Source organism: Corallococcus sp. CA047B, from assembly GCF_003612065.1.
In the GTDB taxonomy this organism is placed as follows: domain Bacteria; phylum Myxococcota; class Myxococcia; order Myxococcales; family Myxococcaceae; genus Corallococcus; species Corallococcus praedator.
The window spans coordinates 1-18,890 of record NZ_RAWD01000192.1; the positions used below are offsets into that span (position 1 = coordinate 1).

Consider the following 18,890-nt stretch of genomic DNA (forward strand, 5'->3'; position numbering starts at 1 on the left):
GCGCTGGTCCCCGTGCCTCCGGACGCAGCGAAGGCCGCGCACGTCACGGGGCCGGGATGGGCGTGGGGCCTGGCCGCGCTCCTGGGCGTCAGCGTCCTGGCGGCGGGCGGCTTCGGGTGGTGGCGCAGGGCCCGTGCGAAGGCCGCCTGGTCGCCCAAGGTCCAGGGGACGGGACGGCTGCACGGGTAGCTTCAGCGGGAAGGGATCCCCACCATCATCCTGTGAGTGAACCCCTGAAAGGCCCCGAGACGACGGATGCACGGCTGCAAGCGCTGGAGCGCCTGCTGGCCCTCCCCGCAGCGGAACTCCAGCCCACGCTGAACACGGTAGGGCAGATCATCTCGGAGCTGACCCACGCCGAAAAGGTGGACGTCTTCCTCCTGGAGCCGAGCACCCAGAGCCTGGTCGCGTTCGGCACCAGCGACACGCCCATGTCGCGTCTGCAGAAGGCGCTGGGCCTGGACCGGTTGCAGCTGGCCAACGGGGGCCGCGCCGTGCAGGTGTACGAAACGGGCGAGCCCTTCATGACGGGCCGTCAGGAGGAGGACCCGGAGGAGCTTCCCGGCATCAAGCACCGGCTGGGGGTCCGCTCCTCCCTGCTGGTGCCCCTGCCCATCGGCATGGAGATCCGGGGCGTGGTGGGCGTGGCGTCCGCCCGGAACGACTTCTTCACCGACCGCGACCTGCGCTTCCTCCAGGCGGTGGCGCGCTGGGCGGGCATGGTGGCCCACCGGGTGGAGCTGACGCGGGAGCTGACGAACCTGGCCGTGAAGCAGGCCCGCCGGGCGGCGGCGGAGGAGCTCGTCACCGTGCTGGCCCACGACATGGCCAACTACCTGCTGCCGCTCCAGGCCCGCATCCAGCTCATCCAACGGCGGGCCCGGCGCAACCAGGACCTGGAGGACCTGCGGGACGCGGATGGCGCGGCGTCGTCGCTGCGCTCCCTCACCCGGCTCATCCGGGACCTGCTGGACGTGGGGCGCCTGGACCAGGGCCTCTTCACCCTGCGTCCCCAGCCGGTGGACGTGGCCGGGCTGGCGCGCGAACTGGCGGCCACCGCGAACACGCCCGAGCATCATCCGGTGCACTACCGGGGCCCGGAAGAGAAGGTGCTGATCGCGGACCCCGAACGCCTGCGCCAGGCGCTGGAGAACCTGGTGGCCAACGCGCTGAAGCACTCGCCGCAGGGGCTTCCCGTGGTCCTCGACGTGAGGACGCAGCAGCGGCAGGAGGGGACGTGGGCGCGCATCTCGGTCATCGACGAAGGACCGGGAATCCCGCCCGAACAACTGCCAACCCTCTTCGAGCGCTTCGCGCGGGGGCCCGGCTCCACGGGGCTGGGCATCGGCCTGTTCCTCGCCCGGCGCATCGCCGAGGCCCATGGCGGCACCCTGGAGGTGAGCTCGAAGCCGGGGGAGGGCACGCGCTTCGAACTGGCGCTGCCGGAGGGGCTGGCGAGCTCCGGGTAGCCGGCAGGCAGCGCTCGCGTGTGACGGGGCCGCGCACTAGGGTTCCGGGGCGATGAGTGACGCGAGCCGTGAGTCGACGCCGAAGCTGACCCTCGAGGTGAAGGACCTCCACAAGTCCTTCGGCGGCCAGCCGGCGCTCCGGGGCGTGAACCTGGTGGTGCCGGAGGGCACGACCTGCGTGCTGATGGGGGTGTCCGGTTCGGGCAAGACGGTGCTGATGAAGCACATCATGGGCCTGATGCGGCCCGACAAGGGCGTGGTGCTGGTGGAGGGGGAGGAGGTGGCGCGGATGAACGAGCTGTCGCTCAACCACATGCGCCGCAAGCTGGGCATCCTCTTCCAGGCCAACGCGCTCTTCGACTCGCTCAACGTCTTCGACAACGTGGCGTTCCCGCTGCGCGAGCGCACCGGCATGGTCGAGTCGGAAATCACGAAGACGGTGAACCAGACGCTGGAGAAGGTGGGCCTGTCGCACGCGGCCACGCGCTTTCCGGGAGAGCTGTCCGGCGGCATGCAGAAGCGCGTGGGCTTCGCGCGCGCGACCATCCTCCAGCCGAAGATCCTGCTCTACGACGACCCCACGGCCGGCCTGGATCCGCTGACCACGGCGGCCGTCAACGAGATCATCACCACGGGCAAGCAGCAACTGGGCGCCACGTCGCTGGTGATTACCCCGGACGTGGCGTCCGCCTTCGGCACCGCCGACAACCTGGCCCTGATGCACGAGGGACAGGTGGTCGAGTACGGCCCGCCGGAGCACTTCAAGCAATCACAGCACCCGGAGGTGAAGGCCTTCCTGCGCAACTGGCTCCGGCGCCGCTCCGAACAGCGCCCGCCCAAGGCCTGAGCCCGGGGCGGGGCCGCGTGGGGACTACCAGCCGTTGATGTACCAGGAGTGCCGCATCGTGTTGTCGGTGCCGCGATAGAAGACATCCATCCGGCCGGCGCCCCAGCTCGCGACGTCGGGCGCGGAGGTCATCTCACCGCCCAGCCACTGCCAGCCGCTCCAACTGGAGCCCGTCCACGCGTTCACCCAGAGGGCGTTGTCCGTGCCCCGGCCGAACACCTCCAACTGGTTGACGCCGCGCGAGACCGCCGCCGGAGCGGAGGTGAAGCTGCCGCCCAGCGAGTACCAGGGGCTCCAGCCGGCGCCATCCCAGGCCTTGTGAAGGAGGGTGTTGTCGGAGCCCCTGGCGAACAGGTCGATGCGGTTCGGGCCCCAGCTCACCGCGGCTGGATCCGACGTCACGACGCCCGGAATCACGTTCCACGCCGTCCAGCCCGAGCCCGTCCAGGCCTGGTGATAGAGCTGGTTGTCCTGGCCCTGGCCGAACACGTCCAACCGGTTCGCGCCCCACGACGCCACGGCCGGGCCGGATTTGAAGACGCCGCCCTGCGAATACCAGAGGCTCCAGCCGGTGCCATCCCACGCCTTGTGGAGCATGGAGTTGTCCGTGCCGCGCGCGAACACGTCGATGCGGTTCGGACCCCAGCTCACCGCGGCCGGGTCGGAGGTGATGGTGCCCCCGTGGAGGGCCCAGCCGCTCCAGCCCGCGCCCGCCCAGGACTGCTGGTAGAGCTGGTTGTCCAGGCCCCGGCCGAACAGGTCCAGCCGGTTCGCGCCCCAGGACGCCACCGCCGGGCCGGAGTTGAAGCTGCCGCCCAGCGACTCCCAGGGGATGCCGTAGGTGAGCTTCGCGCCCTGGACGTCCGTGGCGCTGAGGTTGCCGTCCCCATTCCAGGCCGGGTTGCAGTAGTTCATCACGGAGCCCAGGTCCCACGGCCCGATGAGCCAGTCCCCCGACGAGCCCTGCGCGGGCTCGGTGCAGGTGGAGGGCCGGTCCGGACGGTTCTGCTCGTGGGCGTAGCCCAGCGCGTGGCCAAACTCATGCACCGCGATGGCGTCGATGCAGTACTTGAGGCTGCTGGCGCACGACGGGCTCCAGTTGGCGAACGTGAAGTTCAGCACCATGCCCTGGGCCATGCCGTTGAGACCCTTGCCCAGCGCCTTCACGTGCGGGCCCACGTCGCTGATGTTGATGCGCACGCCGCTGGAGGAGGTGGAACACGTCCCCCAGCCGTAGAAGCGCGCGCTCGAGTTCGCCTCCCACGTGCGCGTCACCGCGTCGCGCACCCACTGCCGCTGGGTGGCGTTGCCGGCGGCCGGGTTCTCCCAACACACGGGGATGCTCAGCGGCCGCCAGAGGGTGGAGGACGCCACGTAGAGGTCGGCCTCGCTGTCGCGCAGCTCTCCCGGAGGCGTCTGCTCGGAAGGCATGGACGCCTCCGGCGCGCCGCCACAGCCCATCAGCGACCCCAACCCGAACGTCGTGAGCAGCGCCATCCCCAGGCGGTGCGTGTTTTCAGTGAACATGTATCCCCTCTTGAGTCCGCCCCCCGGGATGGGGCCTGCATGGCCCACCGCTCCACGGAGCGAGACGGGCCGCCCTTTGACACAAAGCCTGACGCACTGGAAGTGAAATCAAGCAAGTCCAGTGAGTGCAGGAAGCTCTTGGGTGCGCAGGCTTTGAAATCACAGTCGCTGTCGCACGCTTGAGCGGGCTCATGACACATCCGGACCTGGCGCGGCTGCCCTATGCTCCGGCCCATGACCTCCGGCGCGAACAGTCTCCGAGCAGTGCGTGGGCCTCGGCCGCGGCTGTCGCGGGAGGCCGTGGTGGAGATGGCCGTCGCGCTCGTCCGCGAGCAGGGGCTGCGACAGCTCTCCATGCGGACGCTGGCCGAACGGCTCCGGGTCACGCCCATGGCCGTGTACAAGCACGTCGCGAACCGGGACGCGCTCGTGCTCCTGTGCGCCGAGGCCATCCTCCAGACCCTGGTGTTGCCGGAGGAGCGGCTGGAGCCAGTGGCGTGGCTCCGGCGGCTCGCGGGCCGCCTGCGCGCCGTGGGGCTGGCGCACCGGGGGCTGATGGAGTTCCTGCTGGAGCAGGGCCCCGTCGTCCACACCGCGCTCGTCATCCTTGACCGGACGGTGCTCAAGCTGCACGCCGCCGGCATTCCCTGGAAGGAGGCGGCGGCACTGCACAACACGTTCTTCTCCTGGCTGGCCGGAGCCATCCGCCGGCAGGAGCCATGGGACGTGGGTCCCCCGGGGACGCCCCCGCCGTTCGAGCGGTTCTTCGCGGCGGCCCAGGCGCTCCCCGCCAGGGACTACCCGGGGCTCGCCCACGGCGTGCCGCACATGCGGGCCACCGACGTGGGGCGTGAGTTCGAGGCCAGCCTCGGCTTCATGCTGGAGGGCATCCAGCGGCGCATCGACGCACGGCAGGTCCCCGCGCGGAAGCGTCCCCCACGTCGCCAGCGCTGAAGCTCGCTTCGCGTCACGCGTCCTTTGTGACGCCCGCGCTTCCCATGTCCCAGTGCGCGGAGAGGTCCGCCCGTTCGCCCAGGAGTGTGTCCGGTCCTCCCACGCGGGCGAGCACCGCGTCGCGGGCCTCGATGACGCGGCGCCGGACCGTCGCGAGGTCCACGTCCACCAGGGCGCCCTGGAGCTTGGCCCACCGTCCGCGCACCATCACGGATTCGACGTTGCCCGCATGCGCCTGGAGCACCACCGCGTCGCGCGGGCGGTTGAGCGGCGTCAGGTTCAGCGCGTCGGCGGCGAGGACGATGAGGTCCGCGTCCTTGCCCGGACGCAGCGAGCCCGTGACGCGTCCCAGCCCCAGGGACTCCGCGGCGTCGAGCGTCACCATCGGCAGCATGCGCGCGGCCTTGAGCGCGAGGACCCGGGACAGCCCGTCCTTCTCGTGGGCCCTGCCCCGCTCCACCTGGAGGGCCAGCCGCATCGCGGTGAACAGGTCCCCGCCGTTGCTGGAGACGACGTCGCACCCGAGCGTCGTCCGCACCCCCGCGCGCAGCGCGCGTCCGGTGACGGGGAAGCCCATGCCCATCTGCAGCTCCGTCTCCGGCGTCACAGCGACGCCGCCGCCGCTGTCGGCGATGCGCCGCAGGTCCTCGTCGGAGCTCCATGTGCAATGGACGAAGAGCACGTCCGGACCGAGCAGGCCTTCGGCCGCCATCCGCTGCACTTCGCTCGGGCCTGACACGGGCCACGCGGAACAGTGGGCGGTGATGGGGACGCCCAGCTCGCGCGCGGAGAGGACTTCCGCCCGGCTCTGCTCCCAGGGAACCTGCATCTCCGTCAGCGCGATGCCCATGCGGACAATCCCGCTGTCGGAGGCCAGCCGGGTGGAGCGCAGGCGTCGGGCGTCCTGGAGCCGGCTCGCGGAGGTCGGCAGCGCGGTGCCCTGCTGGGGACCCGCCGCGTAGCCGTAGGCGAAGAGGGCCCGGATGCCGGAGTCCTCGAGCGCCGTGAGCGCGGCGTCCGCGTGCGCGGGGGACTCCACGCAGTGCGAATAGTCCACGAGCGTGGTGATGCCCGCGTCCAGGGCCTCCAGCGCCCCGGCCAGGTTGGCGGCATGCAGGTCTTCTGGCTGGAACGCGGGCGACAGCTTCACGCGCACCGCCGCCAGATAGTCCATCACCGTCCAGTCCGCCCCCAGGGCGCGCAGCGGCGTCTGCCACGTGTGCCGGTGCGCATCGATGAGGCCCGGCAGGAGCAGCTTCCCGCGCAGGTCCACGACGCGACAGTCCCCGGCGTGCAGTTGGGGACCCATCGCGACGATGCGCCCGTCCTCCACCAGGACGTCACCTCGCGGCAGGTCCGCCTGTTCGGGGTCGCAGGTGATGATCTCCGCCCCACGCAGCAGCCATCGGTCACCCATGCGGTGCTCCTCCTGTCAGGCCCAGCGGGTATACAGTGTATACCCGCTGGGCCCCGGAAGGGCCTGCCGAGGGGATGGTGGTGGGGGATTACTGGCAGGTGATGCCGGGGAGGCCCCGGTAGGCGCCCTGCGCGGTCCAGCGCGTGTAGGGCGTTCCGCAGGAGCCCGCGTACGGATCATCCGTGCCGTAGCCGGGGACCCAGTACTCGAAGTGCAGGTGCGGGCCGGTGGAGGCGCCGGACGAACCCACCCGGGCGATCCAGTTTCCGCAGGCCAGGGTCGTGCCGCGCGCGAACTGCTGGGTGTATGCCTTCAGGTGCCAGTACTTGGTCTGCGTGTTGTCCGGGTGCCGCATGATGATGTAGTTGGCCGTGTAGAGGCCGCAGGCGGCGTAGGGGTTGGCCTGGTCCCAGTAGTTGCACCGGTCGAAATAGCCATCCACGGACGCCTCGACGTAGCCCCGGGCGGCGTTCATGGCCCAGACGCCGTAGTCCATCTTGCTGAAGCCGCCGACCAGGGCGTAGTCGATGCCCGTGTGGCCGCTGTAGCGCACGCCGCCGCAGGCGTAGTCGCGGCCGCCGTAGTCCTTGTACGCGCTCACCACGCAGCCGCCGTTGCCACACTGGTCCGCGAGCTGGGAGGCGGGAAAGCGGAACATCGTCTGGGCGGAGGACACCGCCGGGAAGGCCAGCAGCACGAAGGCCAGCGCCAGGGTCAGGGCCTTCACGGGGCACCTCCCACGTCCGCGGCCGCGTGGCCCGTGCGCACGTTGAGCTTCCAGAACGCGCCGCCGCCAGCGTTGTAGCGAAGCACGTCCTCGTTCACCCACTCCATGTGGTGGGTGGAGACGGGTGGGGGCACGAACTCCTTGGGCGGACCGCCGAACAGCATCCAGTTCTCCAGCCCGACGTTGGTGAGCTGCCGGGCCGGCGCGCCCTCCACGTTCGTCACGTAGAACGACGCCACGCTGGTCCGGCCGGACACGAACACCACGGTCTTGCCATCCGGAGAGATGCTGGGCGTCGCGTCCACGCCGGGGCCGTCCGCCAGGACCTTCACGCGGCCCTGGAGGTCGATGATGCCCACGGCGGTCTCATGCGGCCCCTCGCTGCTCATCAGGAGCGTGGCCACCAGCGCGTCCGCCTTCGCGGTGGGGAACAGGTCCCCGCCCACGCCTCGCGCGAGCACCCGGTCCCGGCCGTTGGCGTCGCGCATGCGCAGGGTGCCGTCACCCTCCAGCAGCGCCACCTCCGGGCCCACCGTGCGGGCTTCGCGGTACTTGAACTCGCGGTCCACCACGCGCACCGCGCCGGTGGACTCGTCGTACCGGACGATGGCCAGCAGCGGCAGCTCGTCCGTGCCCAGCGGCTGCGACGGAATCTCCGCGACGACGCCCGCCAGCATTCCCGGGCCCTGCCCGAAGAGGTGGACGAACCGGGCCTTGGGCCCGAACTCCTTCGCGACGGCGGGGACCAGGGACTCACGCGCCTTGGTGACACGGCGCAGGTCCGCCGGGTTCATACGGTCCTCCGCCAGGGCGCTGGTGCCCACCAGCGTCAACAACGTGAGGGTCAGGAATCGCTTTCGCATCTCGCTCCAGGGGATGGGGGAAACAACGGGGACGATGTGACGACAGGGTTTTCTCGCTTCCCGTGAATGAGTTGCTGATAAAGCGGTTATTCATGTAAAACTTGAAAATTACATGTTTGTCATCTGCTTGCCTGTTGGAGGGTGGGCTGTCCGGGATGCGGCGCGTCGTGGCAGGCTGTGGGGGCCCGTGGGCCGGCGGGTCTGTGATTGAAGAGGGTGTCTCCATGTCCCGCCGGAAGCTGCGCCGTGCCTTCTCCCGCCTGTGGCTGCTCGCGCCCGTCACCACGCTGGGGGTGGGGTGTTCCTCGACGTGGGGATGCGACTCGGAGTCCCACCCGGAGACGTTCTCGCTTGCCTCCCTCACGTTGGCGGATGGGGGCGTGGCCACGGCGGACACCTCCTGCGAGGAGCTGTGCGCCCGGGTGATGGGCGGCGCGCCCTGTGAGTTCACGCGTTCCGCCGAATCACTTCCCGAGCCCGACGAGGTGCGCTGCCAGGTGACGTTCCTGTGCGAGGGCCGGCGGCCGGAAGGGCTGTGCGGTGAGGGCGCGGTGGAGGGGCGGGTGCCGGCGCTGGGAGCGCTCTTCGCGAGGATGGCGCACCTGGAGGCCGCGTCCGTTCCCGCGTTCGAGCGGCTCGCGGACGAGCTGGCCGCGCACGGTGCGCCGGAGCGGCTGGTGCGGGCCGCGCGTCGTTCCGCGGGAGAGGAGGTGCGGCATGCGCGCGCGATGGAGGCCCTGGCGGTGCGTCACGGGGCCGCGATGCCGGAGGTGAAGGTGGCGCCGTTCGGGGACCGGTCGCTGGAGGCGCTGGCCATCGAGAACGCGGTGGAGGGCTGCGTGCGGGAGACCTTCGGCGCGTTGCTGGCGGGGTGGCAGGCGCGGTGCGCGGAGGATGCGACGGTGCGCGAAACGCTGGCGGCCATCGCGCCGGACGAGCTGCGTCACTCGGAGCTGTCCTGGGACATCGATGCCTGGGCGCAGGCGCGGCTGCCCGAGGATGCACGCGCGCGGGTTGAAGCGGCCCGGCATGAGGCCTGGCTCGCGTTGGAACGCGACGCCGCGGACAGCCTCATGCCAGAGCACGTGGCCCGCCGTTCCGGGCTGCCGTCGCCGGAAGTGGCCCAGCGGCTGGTGCGGGAGCTGGCGCGGACGTGTTCGACCGCGCGGGCGTGAGCGCTGGAATCGGGGCCGGCTATGGTCCTGGGTTCCCCTTTCCCCCAGGTCTCCATGCTCCTCCGGCAATTCCTCCCCCTGGTCGTGTTCGCCACGACTTCACTCCTGGCGAACACGGCCCGGGCCAACACCGTCTACGGCGCGTGGCAGGGCTCGGGCGGACAGAGTCCCTCCAGTCCGGGCAACCGGGTGTTCCTGCTGGACTCGCAGACGTCCGGCGGCCCGGTGACCTTCACGCTGACGTCGTCGGCGGATGCGTGGCTGTACCTGCTGGATGCGAACGGCACCCTCCTCGCGCAGGACAACAACGGCGGGGGCGGCACGAACTCGCGGCTGGCCGTCACGCTGTCTCCGGGCAGCTACAAGCTGGTCGCGGCGACCGCGCTGGCGGGTCAGAGCGCGGAGTTCACCTTGAGCGCGGACTCGGTGGCGCTGCGTCAACCGAAGGCACTGGAGGTCAAGGCCACGAGCCGGTTCACCTGGGTCTATGACGATCACGGCACCGGCGCGACGAACGACATCTCCGTCTGGCGCCCCGACCTCTCCCAGTCCCCCGGCTTCTTCTCGCTGGGCGACGTCGCCATGTCCAACCGGGGACAGGCCCCCGCGACGACGTTCCTGGTGCGCGGCGAGGGCGACCTGCTGGCGCGTCCGTCCAACTACACCTGGACCTGGAGCGACTCCGGCTCCGGGGGAACGCACGACGTCTCCTTCTGGGAGCCCGTCGCCCCCGCCGGCTACACCTGCCTGGGCCACGTCGCGGTGCTGGGCTACTCCAAGCCCTCCACGGACCTCATCCGCTGCGTGCGGAGCGAATACGTGCTGCCCGCCAACCCCGCGTGGGTCTGGGACGACAGCGGCTCCGGTGCGAACGACGACATCGGCGTGTGGCAGGCGGTGGCGCGCGACCACCGCGGCCTGCCCGCGTCCACCTTCGTCTCCCGTCCCAGCCACGGCGACACGGGCGGCAGCCGCTACTGGGTCCTCAACAAGAGCGCCACGTCCAACCCGGAGCTGCGCGGCCTGCCCGTGGACGCGCAGACGGTGGCCGCGTTCGCGCCCCGCGTGTGGCTGCATCCGGACGAGTCATACTTCCCGTCCTCCACCCAGTTCCATCTGGCCAACGTCCATGAGGAGAACGGCCACCTGGTGACGAACCAGGCGCTGGGCTGTGACTCCTGCACGGATCCGCAGTTCCTGGACGGTCAGCGTCCCAATCAGACGTCGGTGCCCGTCTACGCGCAGATCATCCCGCGCACCCAGGGCGGCCAGCCGACGAACGTGACGGACGTGCTGTATTGGAATTTCTACCCGTACAACAATGGCAAGCGGGTGTGCATCGGCTGGTATTCGCCCTGGGGCTGCGTGGGTGGCTACTCCACCTTCGGCAACCACGTGGGCGACTGGGAACACCTCACCGTGCGCTTCATCGATGGGCGCCCCGCGCAGGTCTACCTGAGCCAGCACGCGAACGGACAGCTCTTCACCTTCGGTGACAAGGCCGTGTTCCTCGCCGGCTGGCATCCGGAGGTCTTCTCCGCCAATGGCTCGCACGGCCTGTATCCGGACGCGGCCCGGCACATCTACGAAACCATCTTCAACGGCGACTTCCTGGCTGATGACACCGGGGCGGGGCTCGCGTGGGACACCTGGAACCACGTGGTGTCCATCCCCTGGCAGCCGGCCGGCACGTACACGGGTTCCCTCTCCTGGATGAACCTCACGGCGTACTGGGGCAACCCGGAGGGCGGCTGTGACAACCCGACGGGCTACTGCGTGAACAGCGGCGGGCCTTCGCCGTTGAGGAACCGGTCGGTGTATCAGCCGGAGTACATGACGCTGGAGTAGCCACCGGGGCTTGGGCTGCCGTCAAAGTGGCGGCAGCTTGTCCAGGAAGCCTGACCTGGACAGCCACATCACCAGCGCGAAGCTGATGGTGTTGAAGGCCGCGTGCGCGACAATCAACGGCAGCAGGCGTCCCCGGAACCAGAAGACGAACCCGAACCAGGCCCCGATCACGAAGGTCTGGAAGACGGCGAGGATGCCTTCGTAGAAGTGGCCCACGCAGAAGAGCAGGGCCGCGACCAGCACCGCGGGCACCCAGCGGCCCAGCACCACGCGCAGGCGGGGCACGAGGAAGGCTCGGAAGACGAACTCCTCGAAGCCCGTCACCAGCACCATGATGGCCGCGAAGGCGGGCACGCCCAGGCCGGTGTCCATGAGCGCGGTGGCCATGCCCTTGCGCGCCAGCATCTCCTTGCCGGCCAGCTTCAACGCAACGGCGACGGCCGCCATGGGCACCGACGCGGCGATGTGCACCGCGTAGGTGCCGACGAGCACCGGCACGCCGAGCAGCAGCTCCTTCGCCCAGCCCTCGCGCGCCAGACCCACCTGCGCGGGGCCCTGCCCGTCGCGCCACACCAGCACCGCCACCAGCAGGCACATCCCGAGCGCCCGGATGCACAGGGGGGCCATGGACAGCGAGAAGCCCTTCTCCACCTCCGCGGCGGAGGCCACCCAGGCGCCCGCGCCGGTGCCGCCCAGCGCCACGAGCAGCCCGAGGATGCCCAGCCAGGCGCCCCCGCGCGAGGCCTCCCACGGACGCAGCAGGGCCAGCCCCCACGCCAGCAGTGCGATCGCGAGCACGGCCAGGACGACCCGGCCCGCGGGCCCCGCCGACGTCGGCCCCAGGACGGCGAGGAACACGAACGCCGCTTCGGACAGCGCCCGGCGCCGCGACGGGGCCTTCTCCAGCAGCACGGCGACATCACGACGCACGGGGTGTTCCTCCGGTCCAGGTCCACGGGGCAGGGGCCTCGCGGGATTCCGGACACGCTAACGGCTTCGCCCTCAGGTTTCTGATCCCTCCTCGGTTTTCCAGGCACGCGGCGGGCGCTTTTCAACGGGAGCGCCCTGTGAGGGCAGGGTGGCATCCGCATTGCTCCTGTGTCCGGGCCACCCCGGCCTCCAGGAGTCACCCCATGCAAGTACACCGACTGCGCCATCTCTTCTCGCGGGCCCTGCGGGCTTCGCTCGCCACCCCGCTGGTGCTGGCGGGCTGCGGCTCCAACACCACGGGCCTGGAGGACTATGGGCCCATCGCCTGCGACGACGACGTGCCCGCGGTCAGCGACCTGAAGATCTCCCCCACGCCGGACTACCTCCAACTGCGCCTCCTCCACAGCGACTACGAGCCGCCTTCCTTCGAGGGCAAGGCCGCCTTCGGCGAGGCGTGCTCGACGGCCTCGGACGTCCCGGCGTGTCAGGAGGCCTTGGGCGCCACGGTGCCGGGCGAGGGCTTCCATCACAGCTGCTTCCAGCTCTGCGCGGACTACTTCCTGGCGACGACCCGGGGCGACGAGGTGAAGACGTATTCGACGCTGGAGTCGCTCAAGGGGTTGCTGGGCACCATCGACACCGCGCAGGAAGCCACGCTGGTGGCGTTCGCCGCCGGCTACAAGGTGAGCTGCGAGCACCTGGACCGGGGCGCGGTGAGGCAGAACCCGGATGGCACCTTCAACGTCGTGGGGACGAAGGGGTATCTCTGTGGCGAGGGCACCGAGGTGACGCAGCACGTGGTGGAGGTGTCCGCCTCCGGTGAGGTCCGCGAACGGGAGCAGCACGTCCTGGAGAAGGGCACGGGAACCTGCGCGGTGGGGCGGCGGCCGGTGGGACTCCAGGTCGCGGGGGACTGTGACAGCGCGGATGCGATGGGGCGCTACTTCGCGGAGGTCGCGCACCTGGAGGCGGCGTCCATCCATGCCTTCCTGCGGCTGCGCAAGGAACTGGCCCTGCACGGCGCGGGGCCGGACCTCCAGGCCGCGGCGCTCGCGAGCGCCGTGGACGAGGTGCTGCATGCCGACGTGACGGGAAGGCTCGCGCGCCGCTTCGGCGCGTCACCGCCGCCGCCCGCCGTGGCGGAGCTGCCGATGCGTCCGCTGGCGGAGGTGGCGCGGGACAACGCCGTGGAGGGCTGCGTGCGGGAGACGTACGGCGCGCTGGTGGCCCACCACCAGGCCCTGCACGCGCGCGACGCGGGCGTGCGCGAAGCCATGGTGCGCATCGCCGAGGATGAGACGCGGCACGCGGGCCTGTCCTGGGACATCGACCGGTGGGCCCGTTCGCGCCTCTCTCCCCAGGAGCGGGACGCGCTGCGCGAGTCACAAAGGCACGCGGTGGCCCTGCTGCGCGAAGAGGTCGCGACGCCGCTCGACGCGGGGCTCATCACGGAGGCGGGACTGCCCACGCCCGAGGTCGCCCTGGCCCTGCTGGACACGCTGGAGCAGGAACTCTGGGCCTGAGCTGATCCGCTCACGGGCTCGCTGCTTCACGCCGTCGAAGTCGCTGGCGCCGTGAAGCAAGTCCGCTACGGCTTGCGCTTCGGGGGACGCGCGGCGGCGGCAGCGGCGGCTTCGCGCAGCTTGTCCTTCTTGCTCTTGCGCCGGCCCTTCACGCCGCCGTTCGGATCCAGGGGCGGCACGGCCGGCGAGGCCTCTTCCGTCGGCTCGAACCCCGGGACCTGCTCGCGCGCGATGTCGAGCTGGTGGCGCTTCTCGATGAGTCGGAAGTGGGCTTCGGTGTCCGCACTGACGAAGCTGATCGCCATGCCCTTGTCGCCCGCGCGCCCCGTGCGACCGATGCGGTGCACGTAGTCCACGGTCGAGCGGGGCAGGTCGTAGTTCACGACCGCCGGCAGTTGCGCGATGTCCAGACCGCGAGCGGCGACGTCCGTGGCGACGAGCACGCGCACGCGCTTCGCCTTGAAGTCCGCGAGCGCCTGTGTCCGCGCGCCCTGGCTGAGTTCCCCATGCAGCGACGTCGCGGCGATGCCGGCGCGGTTCAGCTTCAGCGCGACATGGTCCGCCGCGTAGCGACTGGCCACGAACGTGAGCACGTGCGACCACGCGTGCGTCTCCAGCAACTGCCGCAGCAGCATCGTGCGCCGGGGCGCATCCACCTGGATGGCCCGCTGGACGATGAACTCCGTCGTGGGCAGCTCCCCGTCATCGACATCGATGCGCGTGGGCTCGTGCAGCAACTGCTCCGCGAACGTGCGCACGGCGGGCGGGAACGTGGCGGAGAACAGCAGGTTCTGGCGGCGCGCGGGCAGCAGCGCGAGCAGGCCGTTGAGTTCGTCGGCGAAGCCCAGGGAGAACAGCCGGTCGGCCTCGTCGAGCACCAGCGTCTCCACCTCGCCCAGCCGGAGCGCGTTCTGCGACGCCAGGTCCAGCGCGCGGCCGGGCGTGGCCACGACGACGTCCGCGCCGCCCCGGAGCGCCATCATCTGCGGGTTCGCGGAGACGCCGCCGACCGCGAGGCAGGTCTTCAGCGGCTTCTTCAGATATCGGCCGTACTGCTGGACGGACTCGACAATCTGGGCGGCCAGCTCCCGCGTGGGCACCAGGATGAACGCCCGCACCGGCCGGACCGAACCGCCGGGCCGCGCGCGCAGGGCCTCCAGGAGGGGCAGCAGGAACGCGGCGGTCTTCCCAGAGCCGGTCTTCGCCGAAGCCCAGACGTCGCCGCCGCGCAGGACCACGGGGATGGTCGCGCGCTGCACTGGCGTGGGTTCGTCGTATCCGAGTTCGGCCACGGCGCGGGTGAGCGCGTCCGACAGGCCGAGCGAAGCGAATGTCATGGGAGGGGAGCCTTGGGGTGGCGCGAGGACCCGGGGAGCCTACCCTGCCCGGAGGGCCTGCCCCCGGGCATTCCTGCCCCCTCCCCATCCAGGCGAGGCATCGCCCGGGCCCGGAGAGTGTCGGATGGCGCGGACTCGCCCCGTCACGGGAAGGCCCGACGTGTTACGAGCATCCGCATGGCGATCTCCACCCTCCCTGAACGTCCGCGCGCCGTCCTCGTCGGTGTCCAGCTTCCGGGCGTCTCTGACGAAGAGCACGCCGCGGACTTCGCGGAGCTGCGCCGGCTGGTGCACACGCTGGGGTACGACACGGTCGCGACCGTGTCCCAGAAGCGCGAGCGGCTGGCCACGGGCACGGTGCTGGGGACGGGCAAGCTCAAGGAGCTGGCCGCCCTGACCGGAGGCTCGGGCGTGATTGCGTCCGGAGCGCAGGACCGGACGTCGAAGGCCCGCGAGAAGTGGGAGGCCGCCGCCAGCACCGGGTCCGAGTCCGAGCCCGAGGACGAGGACGTCGAAGAAGAGGCCGACGACGCGGAGCCGGAGGAGGACGCCCTGCCGCCGCCCTCGGAGGAGGACGACAAGGCGGAGCCCCGGCCCACCGTGGTGGTCGTGGACCACGAGCTGTCCCCGGGCCAGCTGCGCAACCTGGAGAAGGCCACCGGGGCGACGGTGATGGACCGCGCGGGCGTGATTGTCGACATCTTCCACCGGCACGCGAAGAGCCACGAAGCGCGGATGCAGGTGGAGATCGCCCGGCTCAACTACCTGGCCCCGCGGCTGCGCGAGTCCTCGGGAGGCCGCGAGCGGCAGCAGGGGCGCGGCGCGGGTGACTCGGCGGTGGAGCTGGACCGCCGCAAGATTCGCGACCGGCTGGCGGAGCTGCGTGAGGGCCTTGCGGCCATCCAGAAGGACCAGGACCACCGCCGCTACGCGCGCAGGGACCAGCTCCGGGTGGCGCTGGTGGGCTACACGAACGCGGGCAAGTCCTCGCTGATGCGCGCGTTGACGGGCAGCACGGTGCTGGTGGCCGACCAGCTCTTCGCCACGCTCGACACCACGGTGCGCGCGATGCAGCCGGAGACCCGTCCGCGCATCCTCGTCTCGGACACGGTGGGCTTCATCCAGAAGCTGCCGCACGACCTGGTCGCGTCCTTCCGCTCCACGTTGGACGAGGCGCTGGAAGCCTCCCTGCTGCTCTACGTGGTGGACGCGTCGGATCCGACGTGGGCGGCGCAGCTGGAGGTCACCCGCACGGTGCTCCGGGAGATTGGCGCGGACTCCGTGCCGAGCAAGCTGGTCTTCAACAAGGCGGACCGGCTGGAGGCGCCAGCGAAGGAAGCGCTGCTGGCGAAGCACCCGGACGCCCTGATGCTCTCCGCGCACCAGCCGGACGACGTGGTGATGCTGCGCAAGAACATCATCGCCTTCTTCGAGTCCTCCATGGTGGAGGCGGACCTGGTGATTCCCTACGCGCGGCAGGGGCGCATCAGCGAGGTGTACGAACACACCACGGTGGTGTCCCAGGCCTACGACGAGAGCGGCAGCCGCCTGCGCGTGCGGGGACTGCCGGGAGCCATCGCGAAGCTCACCCAGTCCTTCCAGGAGTGAGGGTCCGCGCCAGGGCCCCTGGCGCGGAAGAACGCAGGGCGGCGGATCAACGGAGGACGGGCACCGTCACGGGGTCCTTGTCGTCCACGGTGATCTCCGCCTTGCCCACGCGCCAGAGCACCGGCTGGAAGGCGATCTTCAGGGTGCGCCCTTCCGCGGTCTCCAGCAGGGCCGTGCCCTCCTTGGGCAGGTAGTTGCCGACTTCGTACTCCAGCCCCGTGAGGGTGAAGCGGTCGGTGCCCGCCGGGCCGGTCAGCTCCCCCGGACCGTCGAAGATGAGCGACGTGCCCCCGATGATGGGCAGGCCCTCGCGCTTGCCCACCTTGCTGTTCACGCGGAAGGTGTGGCCCGCGCGGCCCGGCACGTCGCCCTCCACGTCCGCGAACAGGCGCGCCTCGTCGCCGCAGGTGCCGTAGCCCACCTTCGCCTGGAGGGGCTGGCCGTCCACGGTCATGCCGCGCAGGTCCGCGTGCATCTCCATCAGGTCCTCGCCGCCCTGGTACTCCAGTCGCGCTTGTCCTGTGAAGCGCAGGCCATGCACGGAACAGCCGCCCTCCGCGAACTTCACCAACACCGAGTCGGTGACGTCATCCACCGGGGTCACGGTGGCCGTCGCGCACGACACGGAGGCGGAGAGCCCTTCCACGGCGTGATTCAGGAACGAGCGCCGGGGCTCGCCGCACGTGTACACGGGCATCAGGCCCAGCACTTCCAGCGCACCGCGCACCAGATGGGTGGAGGCCGCGATGCGTTCCACGCGCGCCGTCGCATCGTTGATCTCTCCCTGGGTGGGCGTGCTGTCGCCACAGGCGGTGGCGAGGACGGTGAGGGCAAGGCAGGTGGCGCGGCGCATGGAAGTCTCCGGGAAATGGGTGGGGTGCCGACGCTTCCTCGCGGCGGACCGTGCCCCAGTCTCTCAGCAACGGTCGTGCCCCTCACAACCCCCCGAATCCAAAGGGAAAGGGTGACCATGACCCCACCGTGTGTGTGCAGCGCGCTGCGCACTCACGGGCGGGCTCGTCAGGGCATGACCCCGGTCCCCCACGGTTCGGCCACATCCGCCTTCCGCCCCTCGGCCCGGGCCTCAGGGCTCGGAGCCTTCCTCCTCGTCGTGGGGCGCCTCGGTCCCGGCTTCCTCGTCGTCCGGAAGCTCCTCGTCCGTGGGCTCTGGCTCGGAGGTCTCCGCCACGCCAGTGCCCGCCGGGTAGATGACCAGGTGGCGCTTCGGCTCACTGCCCAGGCTCACCGCCTCCAGGTGGTTGCGGATGACGAGCGTGTGTTGCACCCGCCGCAGGCGGGAAGGGCGGGGCGCGAGTGGCACGGGCTGCCCTTCGGCGAGCACGCGCCGGATGGCGTCCTGCGCATCCGCGACGGCGGCGCGGACCTCTTCCGGATCCACGCCGTCCAGGAGGTTGAGCTCGGAGCGGAGCGCCCGGCGCATCTCGGTGGCGCTGTTGCGCTTGATGACCAGCACGCGCGCGCCCCCGCGTTCGGCGGCCCGGCGCAGGCGCGGAGAGTTGGCGCGGCTGCGCGGGGTGAGCACCAGCTCGGCGCTCTCCGGCCGTCCCACCACGACGGCCTCCACGGGCAGGTCGCGCAGCACGCGCTCCAGCAGCTCGCGGCTCACCGCGTGCACCGCGATGCGAAGCGGCCCGGCCCGTGGCGCGCCCAGGGCCGGTGTGCCCGGGGGCACGTGCCCACCCGGAGGCGTGGCCTCCACGACCTCGGGCGTGGCCTCCACGAGCACCGTGTCCCCCTGCTGCCGGCGGCGCTCGCCCCCGACCTCCGTGCCCGCGAGCAGCCGGTCCACGGCGGCGCCCGTGTCGCGGTGCACGCGCACCTCCTCGCGGTTCACCATCTCCACCACGATGTCGAAGGTGGGCGTCCCCCTGCGCTCGGTCACCGTCTTCTGCGTGCGCCGCCGCCGCGCCTCCTCGTCGCTCAGGGTGACGGTGTGCACGCCGCCCACGAGGTCGGAGAGCGTGGGGTTCAGCACCAGGTTCTCCAGCGTGTTGCCGTGCGCGGTCGCCACCAGCTGCACGCCGCGCTCGGCGATGGTGCGCGCGGCGGTGGCCTCCGCGGAGGTGCCAATCTCATCCACCACGATGGCCTCCGGCATGTGGTTCTCCACCGCCTCGATCATCACGTCGTGCTGGCGGTCCGGCCGGCTCACCTGCATGCGCCGCGCACCCCCGATGCCCGGATGCGGGATGTCCCCGTCGCCGCCAATCTCGTTGGACGTGTCCACCACCATTACCCGCTTGCCCAGCGCGTCCGCGAGCACGCGCGCCACCTCGCGCAGCTTCGTCGTCTTGCCCACGCCGGGCCGCCCCAGGAGCAGCAGGTTCTTCCCCGAGTCCACCAGGTCGCGAAGCATGTCGATGGTGCCCACGATGGCGCGGCCCACGCGCAGCGTGAGCCCCACCACGCGGCCCTGCCGGTTGCGGATCGCCGACACGCGGTGCAGCGTCCGCTCGATGCCGGCGCGGTTGTCCCCCCCCGGCTCCCCCACCCGCGACAGCACCGCCTGCAGCGCGTCCGCGTCCACCAACACGTCGGACAGGCGCGCCACGCGGCCCACGAGCCGGGCCTCCGGTGGCCGCCCCAGGTCCATCACCACCTCCAGCAGCTCCGCCTGGGGCAGGCGCCGCACGGCGTCCTGGAG

Annotated in this window: 16 protein-coding genes; 8 read left to right on the plus strand and 8 right to left on the minus strand. The window is 71.1% G+C overall.

The window, feature by feature from the left end:
- The 3 genes from D7X74_RS44390 to D7X74_RS26245 all read left to right on the plus strand — a co-directional run.
- On the plus strand, nucleotides 1–189 hold a 189-nt coding region (locus D7X74_RS44390; protein ID WP_233602258.1), incomplete at its 5' end, for a hypothetical protein.
- 32 nt (nucleotides 190–221) lie between these two features.
- The gene (locus D7X74_RS26240) at nucleotides 222–1,469 is read left to right on the plus strand and encodes a GAF domain-containing sensor histidine kinase (protein WP_233602259.1); all 1,248 of its coding nucleotides are present in this window, start codon (nucleotides 222–224) and stop codon (nucleotides 1,467–1,469) included.
- 52 nt (nucleotides 1,470–1,521) lie between these two features.
- Nucleotides 1,522–2,316 (plus strand): ABC transporter ATP-binding protein, encoded by a 795-nt coding sequence (locus D7X74_RS26245; protein ID WP_120535738.1) that lies wholly within the window; start codon nucleotides 1,522–1,524, stop codon nucleotides 2,314–2,316.
- Between the two features lie 24 nt (nucleotides 2,317–2,340).
- Here the strand turns inward: D7X74_RS26245 and D7X74_RS26250 are convergent, their stop codons facing one another.
- Nucleotides 2,341–3,843, minus strand: a complete 1,503-nt coding sequence (locus D7X74_RS26250; protein WP_120535739.1) for a M12 family metallopeptidase — start codon at nucleotides 3,841–3,843, stop codon at nucleotides 2,341–2,343.
- A 309-nt stretch (nucleotides 3,844–4,152) separates the two neighbouring features.
- On the opposite strand from D7X74_RS26250, the gene D7X74_RS26255 reads away from it, so the two are divergent.
- Nucleotides 4,153–4,797 (plus strand): TetR/AcrR family transcriptional regulator, encoded by a 645-nt coding sequence (locus D7X74_RS26255; protein ID WP_233602260.1) that lies wholly within the window; start codon nucleotides 4,153–4,155, stop codon nucleotides 4,795–4,797.
- A 13-nt stretch (nucleotides 4,798–4,810) separates the two neighbouring features.
- On the opposite strand, the gene D7X74_RS26260 is transcribed toward D7X74_RS26255, so the two are convergent.
- The 3 genes from D7X74_RS26260 to D7X74_RS26270 all read right to left on the minus strand — a co-directional run bounded on the left by D7X74_RS26260 (nucleotide 4,811) and on the right by D7X74_RS26270 (nucleotide 7,804).
- Complete coding sequence (locus D7X74_RS26260) at nucleotides 4,811–6,214, minus strand: amidohydrolase family protein (protein WP_120535741.1); 1,404 nt, start codon at nucleotides 6,212–6,214, stop codon at nucleotides 4,811–4,813.
- Between the two features lie 88 nt (nucleotides 6,215–6,302).
- Entirely contained in the window at nucleotides 6,303–6,941 is a 639-nt protein-coding gene (locus D7X74_RS26265) for a M23 family metallopeptidase (RefSeq protein WP_120535742.1), read from the minus strand.
- Complete coding sequence (locus D7X74_RS26270) at nucleotides 6,938–7,804, minus strand: PD40 domain-containing protein (RefSeq protein ID WP_120535743.1); 867 nt, start codon at nucleotides 7,802–7,804, stop codon at nucleotides 6,938–6,940. The genes D7X74_RS26265 and D7X74_RS26270 overlap by 4 nt, the downstream gene beginning before the upstream one ends.
- A 224-nt stretch (nucleotides 7,805–8,028) precedes the next feature.
- On the opposite strand from D7X74_RS26270, the gene D7X74_RS26275 reads away from it, so the two are divergent.
- Both D7X74_RS26275 and D7X74_RS26280 read left to right on the plus strand, forming a co-directional pair.
- A complete protein-coding gene (locus tag D7X74_RS26275) occupies nucleotides 8,029–8,979 on the plus strand; it encodes a hypothetical protein (RefSeq protein ID WP_120535744.1) in 951 nt (316 codons plus the stop codon).
- Between the two features lie 54 nt (nucleotides 8,980–9,033).
- The gene (locus tag D7X74_RS26280; protein WP_199741898.1) at nucleotides 9,034–10,827 is read left to right on the plus strand and encodes a Vps62-related protein; all 1,794 of its coding nucleotides are present in this window, start codon (nucleotides 9,034–9,036) and stop codon (nucleotides 10,825–10,827) included.
- A gap of 21 nt (nucleotides 10,828–10,848) precedes the next feature.
- Here D7X74_RS26280 and D7X74_RS26285 read toward each other — a convergent pair whose 3' ends face one another.
- Nucleotides 10,849–11,757, minus strand: coding sequence for a CPBP family intramembrane glutamic endopeptidase (locus D7X74_RS26285; protein ID WP_120535745.1), 909 nt, complete (start codon nucleotides 11,755–11,757; stop codon nucleotides 10,849–10,851).
- A 203-nt stretch (nucleotides 11,758–11,960) separates the two neighbouring features.
- Between D7X74_RS26285 and D7X74_RS26290 the strand changes: the two genes are divergently transcribed.
- The gene (locus tag D7X74_RS26290) at nucleotides 11,961–13,280 is read left to right on the plus strand and encodes a ferritin-like domain-containing protein (RefSeq protein ID WP_120535746.1); all 1,320 of its coding nucleotides are present in this window, start codon (nucleotides 11,961–11,963) and stop codon (nucleotides 13,278–13,280) included.
- Nucleotides 13,281–13,345: 65 nt separating this feature from the next.
- Here the strand turns inward: D7X74_RS26290 and D7X74_RS26295 are convergent, their stop codons facing one another.
- Nucleotides 13,346–14,617, minus strand: coding sequence for a DEAD/DEAH box helicase (locus D7X74_RS26295; RefSeq protein WP_120535747.1), 1,272 nt, complete (start codon nucleotides 14,615–14,617; stop codon nucleotides 13,346–13,348).
- A gap of 177 nt (nucleotides 14,618–14,794) precedes the next feature.
- Here D7X74_RS26295 and hflX point away from each other — a divergent pair, with 177 nt between their 5' ends.
- Nucleotides 14,795–16,225 (plus strand): GTPase HflX, encoded by a 1,431-nt coding sequence (gene hflX, locus D7X74_RS26300; protein ID WP_120535748.1) that lies wholly within the window; start codon nucleotides 14,795–14,797, stop codon nucleotides 16,223–16,225.
- 46 nt (nucleotides 16,226–16,271) lie between these two features.
- Here hflX and D7X74_RS26305 read toward each other — a convergent pair whose 3' ends face one another.
- Together D7X74_RS26305 and D7X74_RS26310 are read right to left on the minus strand one after the other, a co-directional pair.
- Nucleotides 16,272–17,078, minus strand: coding sequence for a hypothetical protein (locus D7X74_RS26305; RefSeq protein ID WP_120535749.1), 807 nt, complete (start codon nucleotides 17,076–17,078; stop codon nucleotides 16,272–16,274).
- 231 nt (nucleotides 17,079–17,309) lie between these two features.
- The coding region (locus tag D7X74_RS26310; RefSeq protein ID WP_120535750.1) for a R3H domain-containing nucleic acid-binding protein at nucleotides 17,310–18,890 on the minus strand (1,581 nt) is incomplete at its 5' end.

What these genes read in the sequence shown, in the direction of transcription:
- D7X74_RS26245 (WP_120535738.1), top strand. Translation starts at nt 1,522, where the DNA reads ATGAGTGACGCGAGCCGTGAGTCGACGCCGAAGCTGACCCTCGAGGTG.
- D7X74_RS26250 (WP_120535739.1), bottom strand. Translation starts at nt 3,843, where the DNA reads ATGTTCACTGAAAACACGCACCGCCTGGGGATGGCGCTGCTCACGACG.
- D7X74_RS26255 (WP_233602260.1), top strand. Translation starts at nt 4,153, where the DNA reads ATGGCCGTCGCGCTCGTCCGCGAGCAGGGGCTGCGACAGCTCTCCATG.
- D7X74_RS26260 (WP_120535741.1), bottom strand. Translation starts at nt 6,214, where the DNA reads ATGGGTGACCGATGGCTGCTGCGTGGGGCGGAGATCATCACCTGCGAC.
- D7X74_RS26270 (WP_120535743.1), bottom strand. Translation starts at nt 7,804, where the DNA reads ATGCGAAAGCGATTCCTGACCCTCACGTTGTTGACGCTGGTGGGCACC.
- D7X74_RS26275 (WP_120535744.1), top strand. Translation starts at nt 8,029, where the DNA reads ATGTCCCGCCGGAAGCTGCGCCGTGCCTTCTCCCGCCTGTGGCTGCTC.
- D7X74_RS26280 (WP_199741898.1), top strand. Translation starts at nt 9,034, where the DNA reads ATGCTCCTCCGGCAATTCCTCCCCCTGGTCGTGTTCGCCACGACTTCA.
- D7X74_RS26290 (WP_120535746.1), top strand. Translation starts at nt 11,961, where the DNA reads ATGCAAGTACACCGACTGCGCCATCTCTTCTCGCGGGCCCTGCGGGCT.
- D7X74_RS26295 (WP_120535747.1), bottom strand. Translation starts at nt 14,617, where the DNA reads ATGACATTCGCTTCGCTCGGCCTGTCGGACGCGCTCACCCGCGCCGTG.
- hflX (WP_120535748.1), top strand. Translation starts at nt 14,795, where the DNA reads ATGGCGATCTCCACCCTCCCTGAACGTCCGCGCGCCGTCCTCGTCGGT.
- D7X74_RS26305 (WP_120535749.1), bottom strand. Translation starts at nt 17,078, where the DNA reads ATGCGCCGCGCCACCTGCCTTGCCCTCACCGTCCTCGCCACCGCCTGT.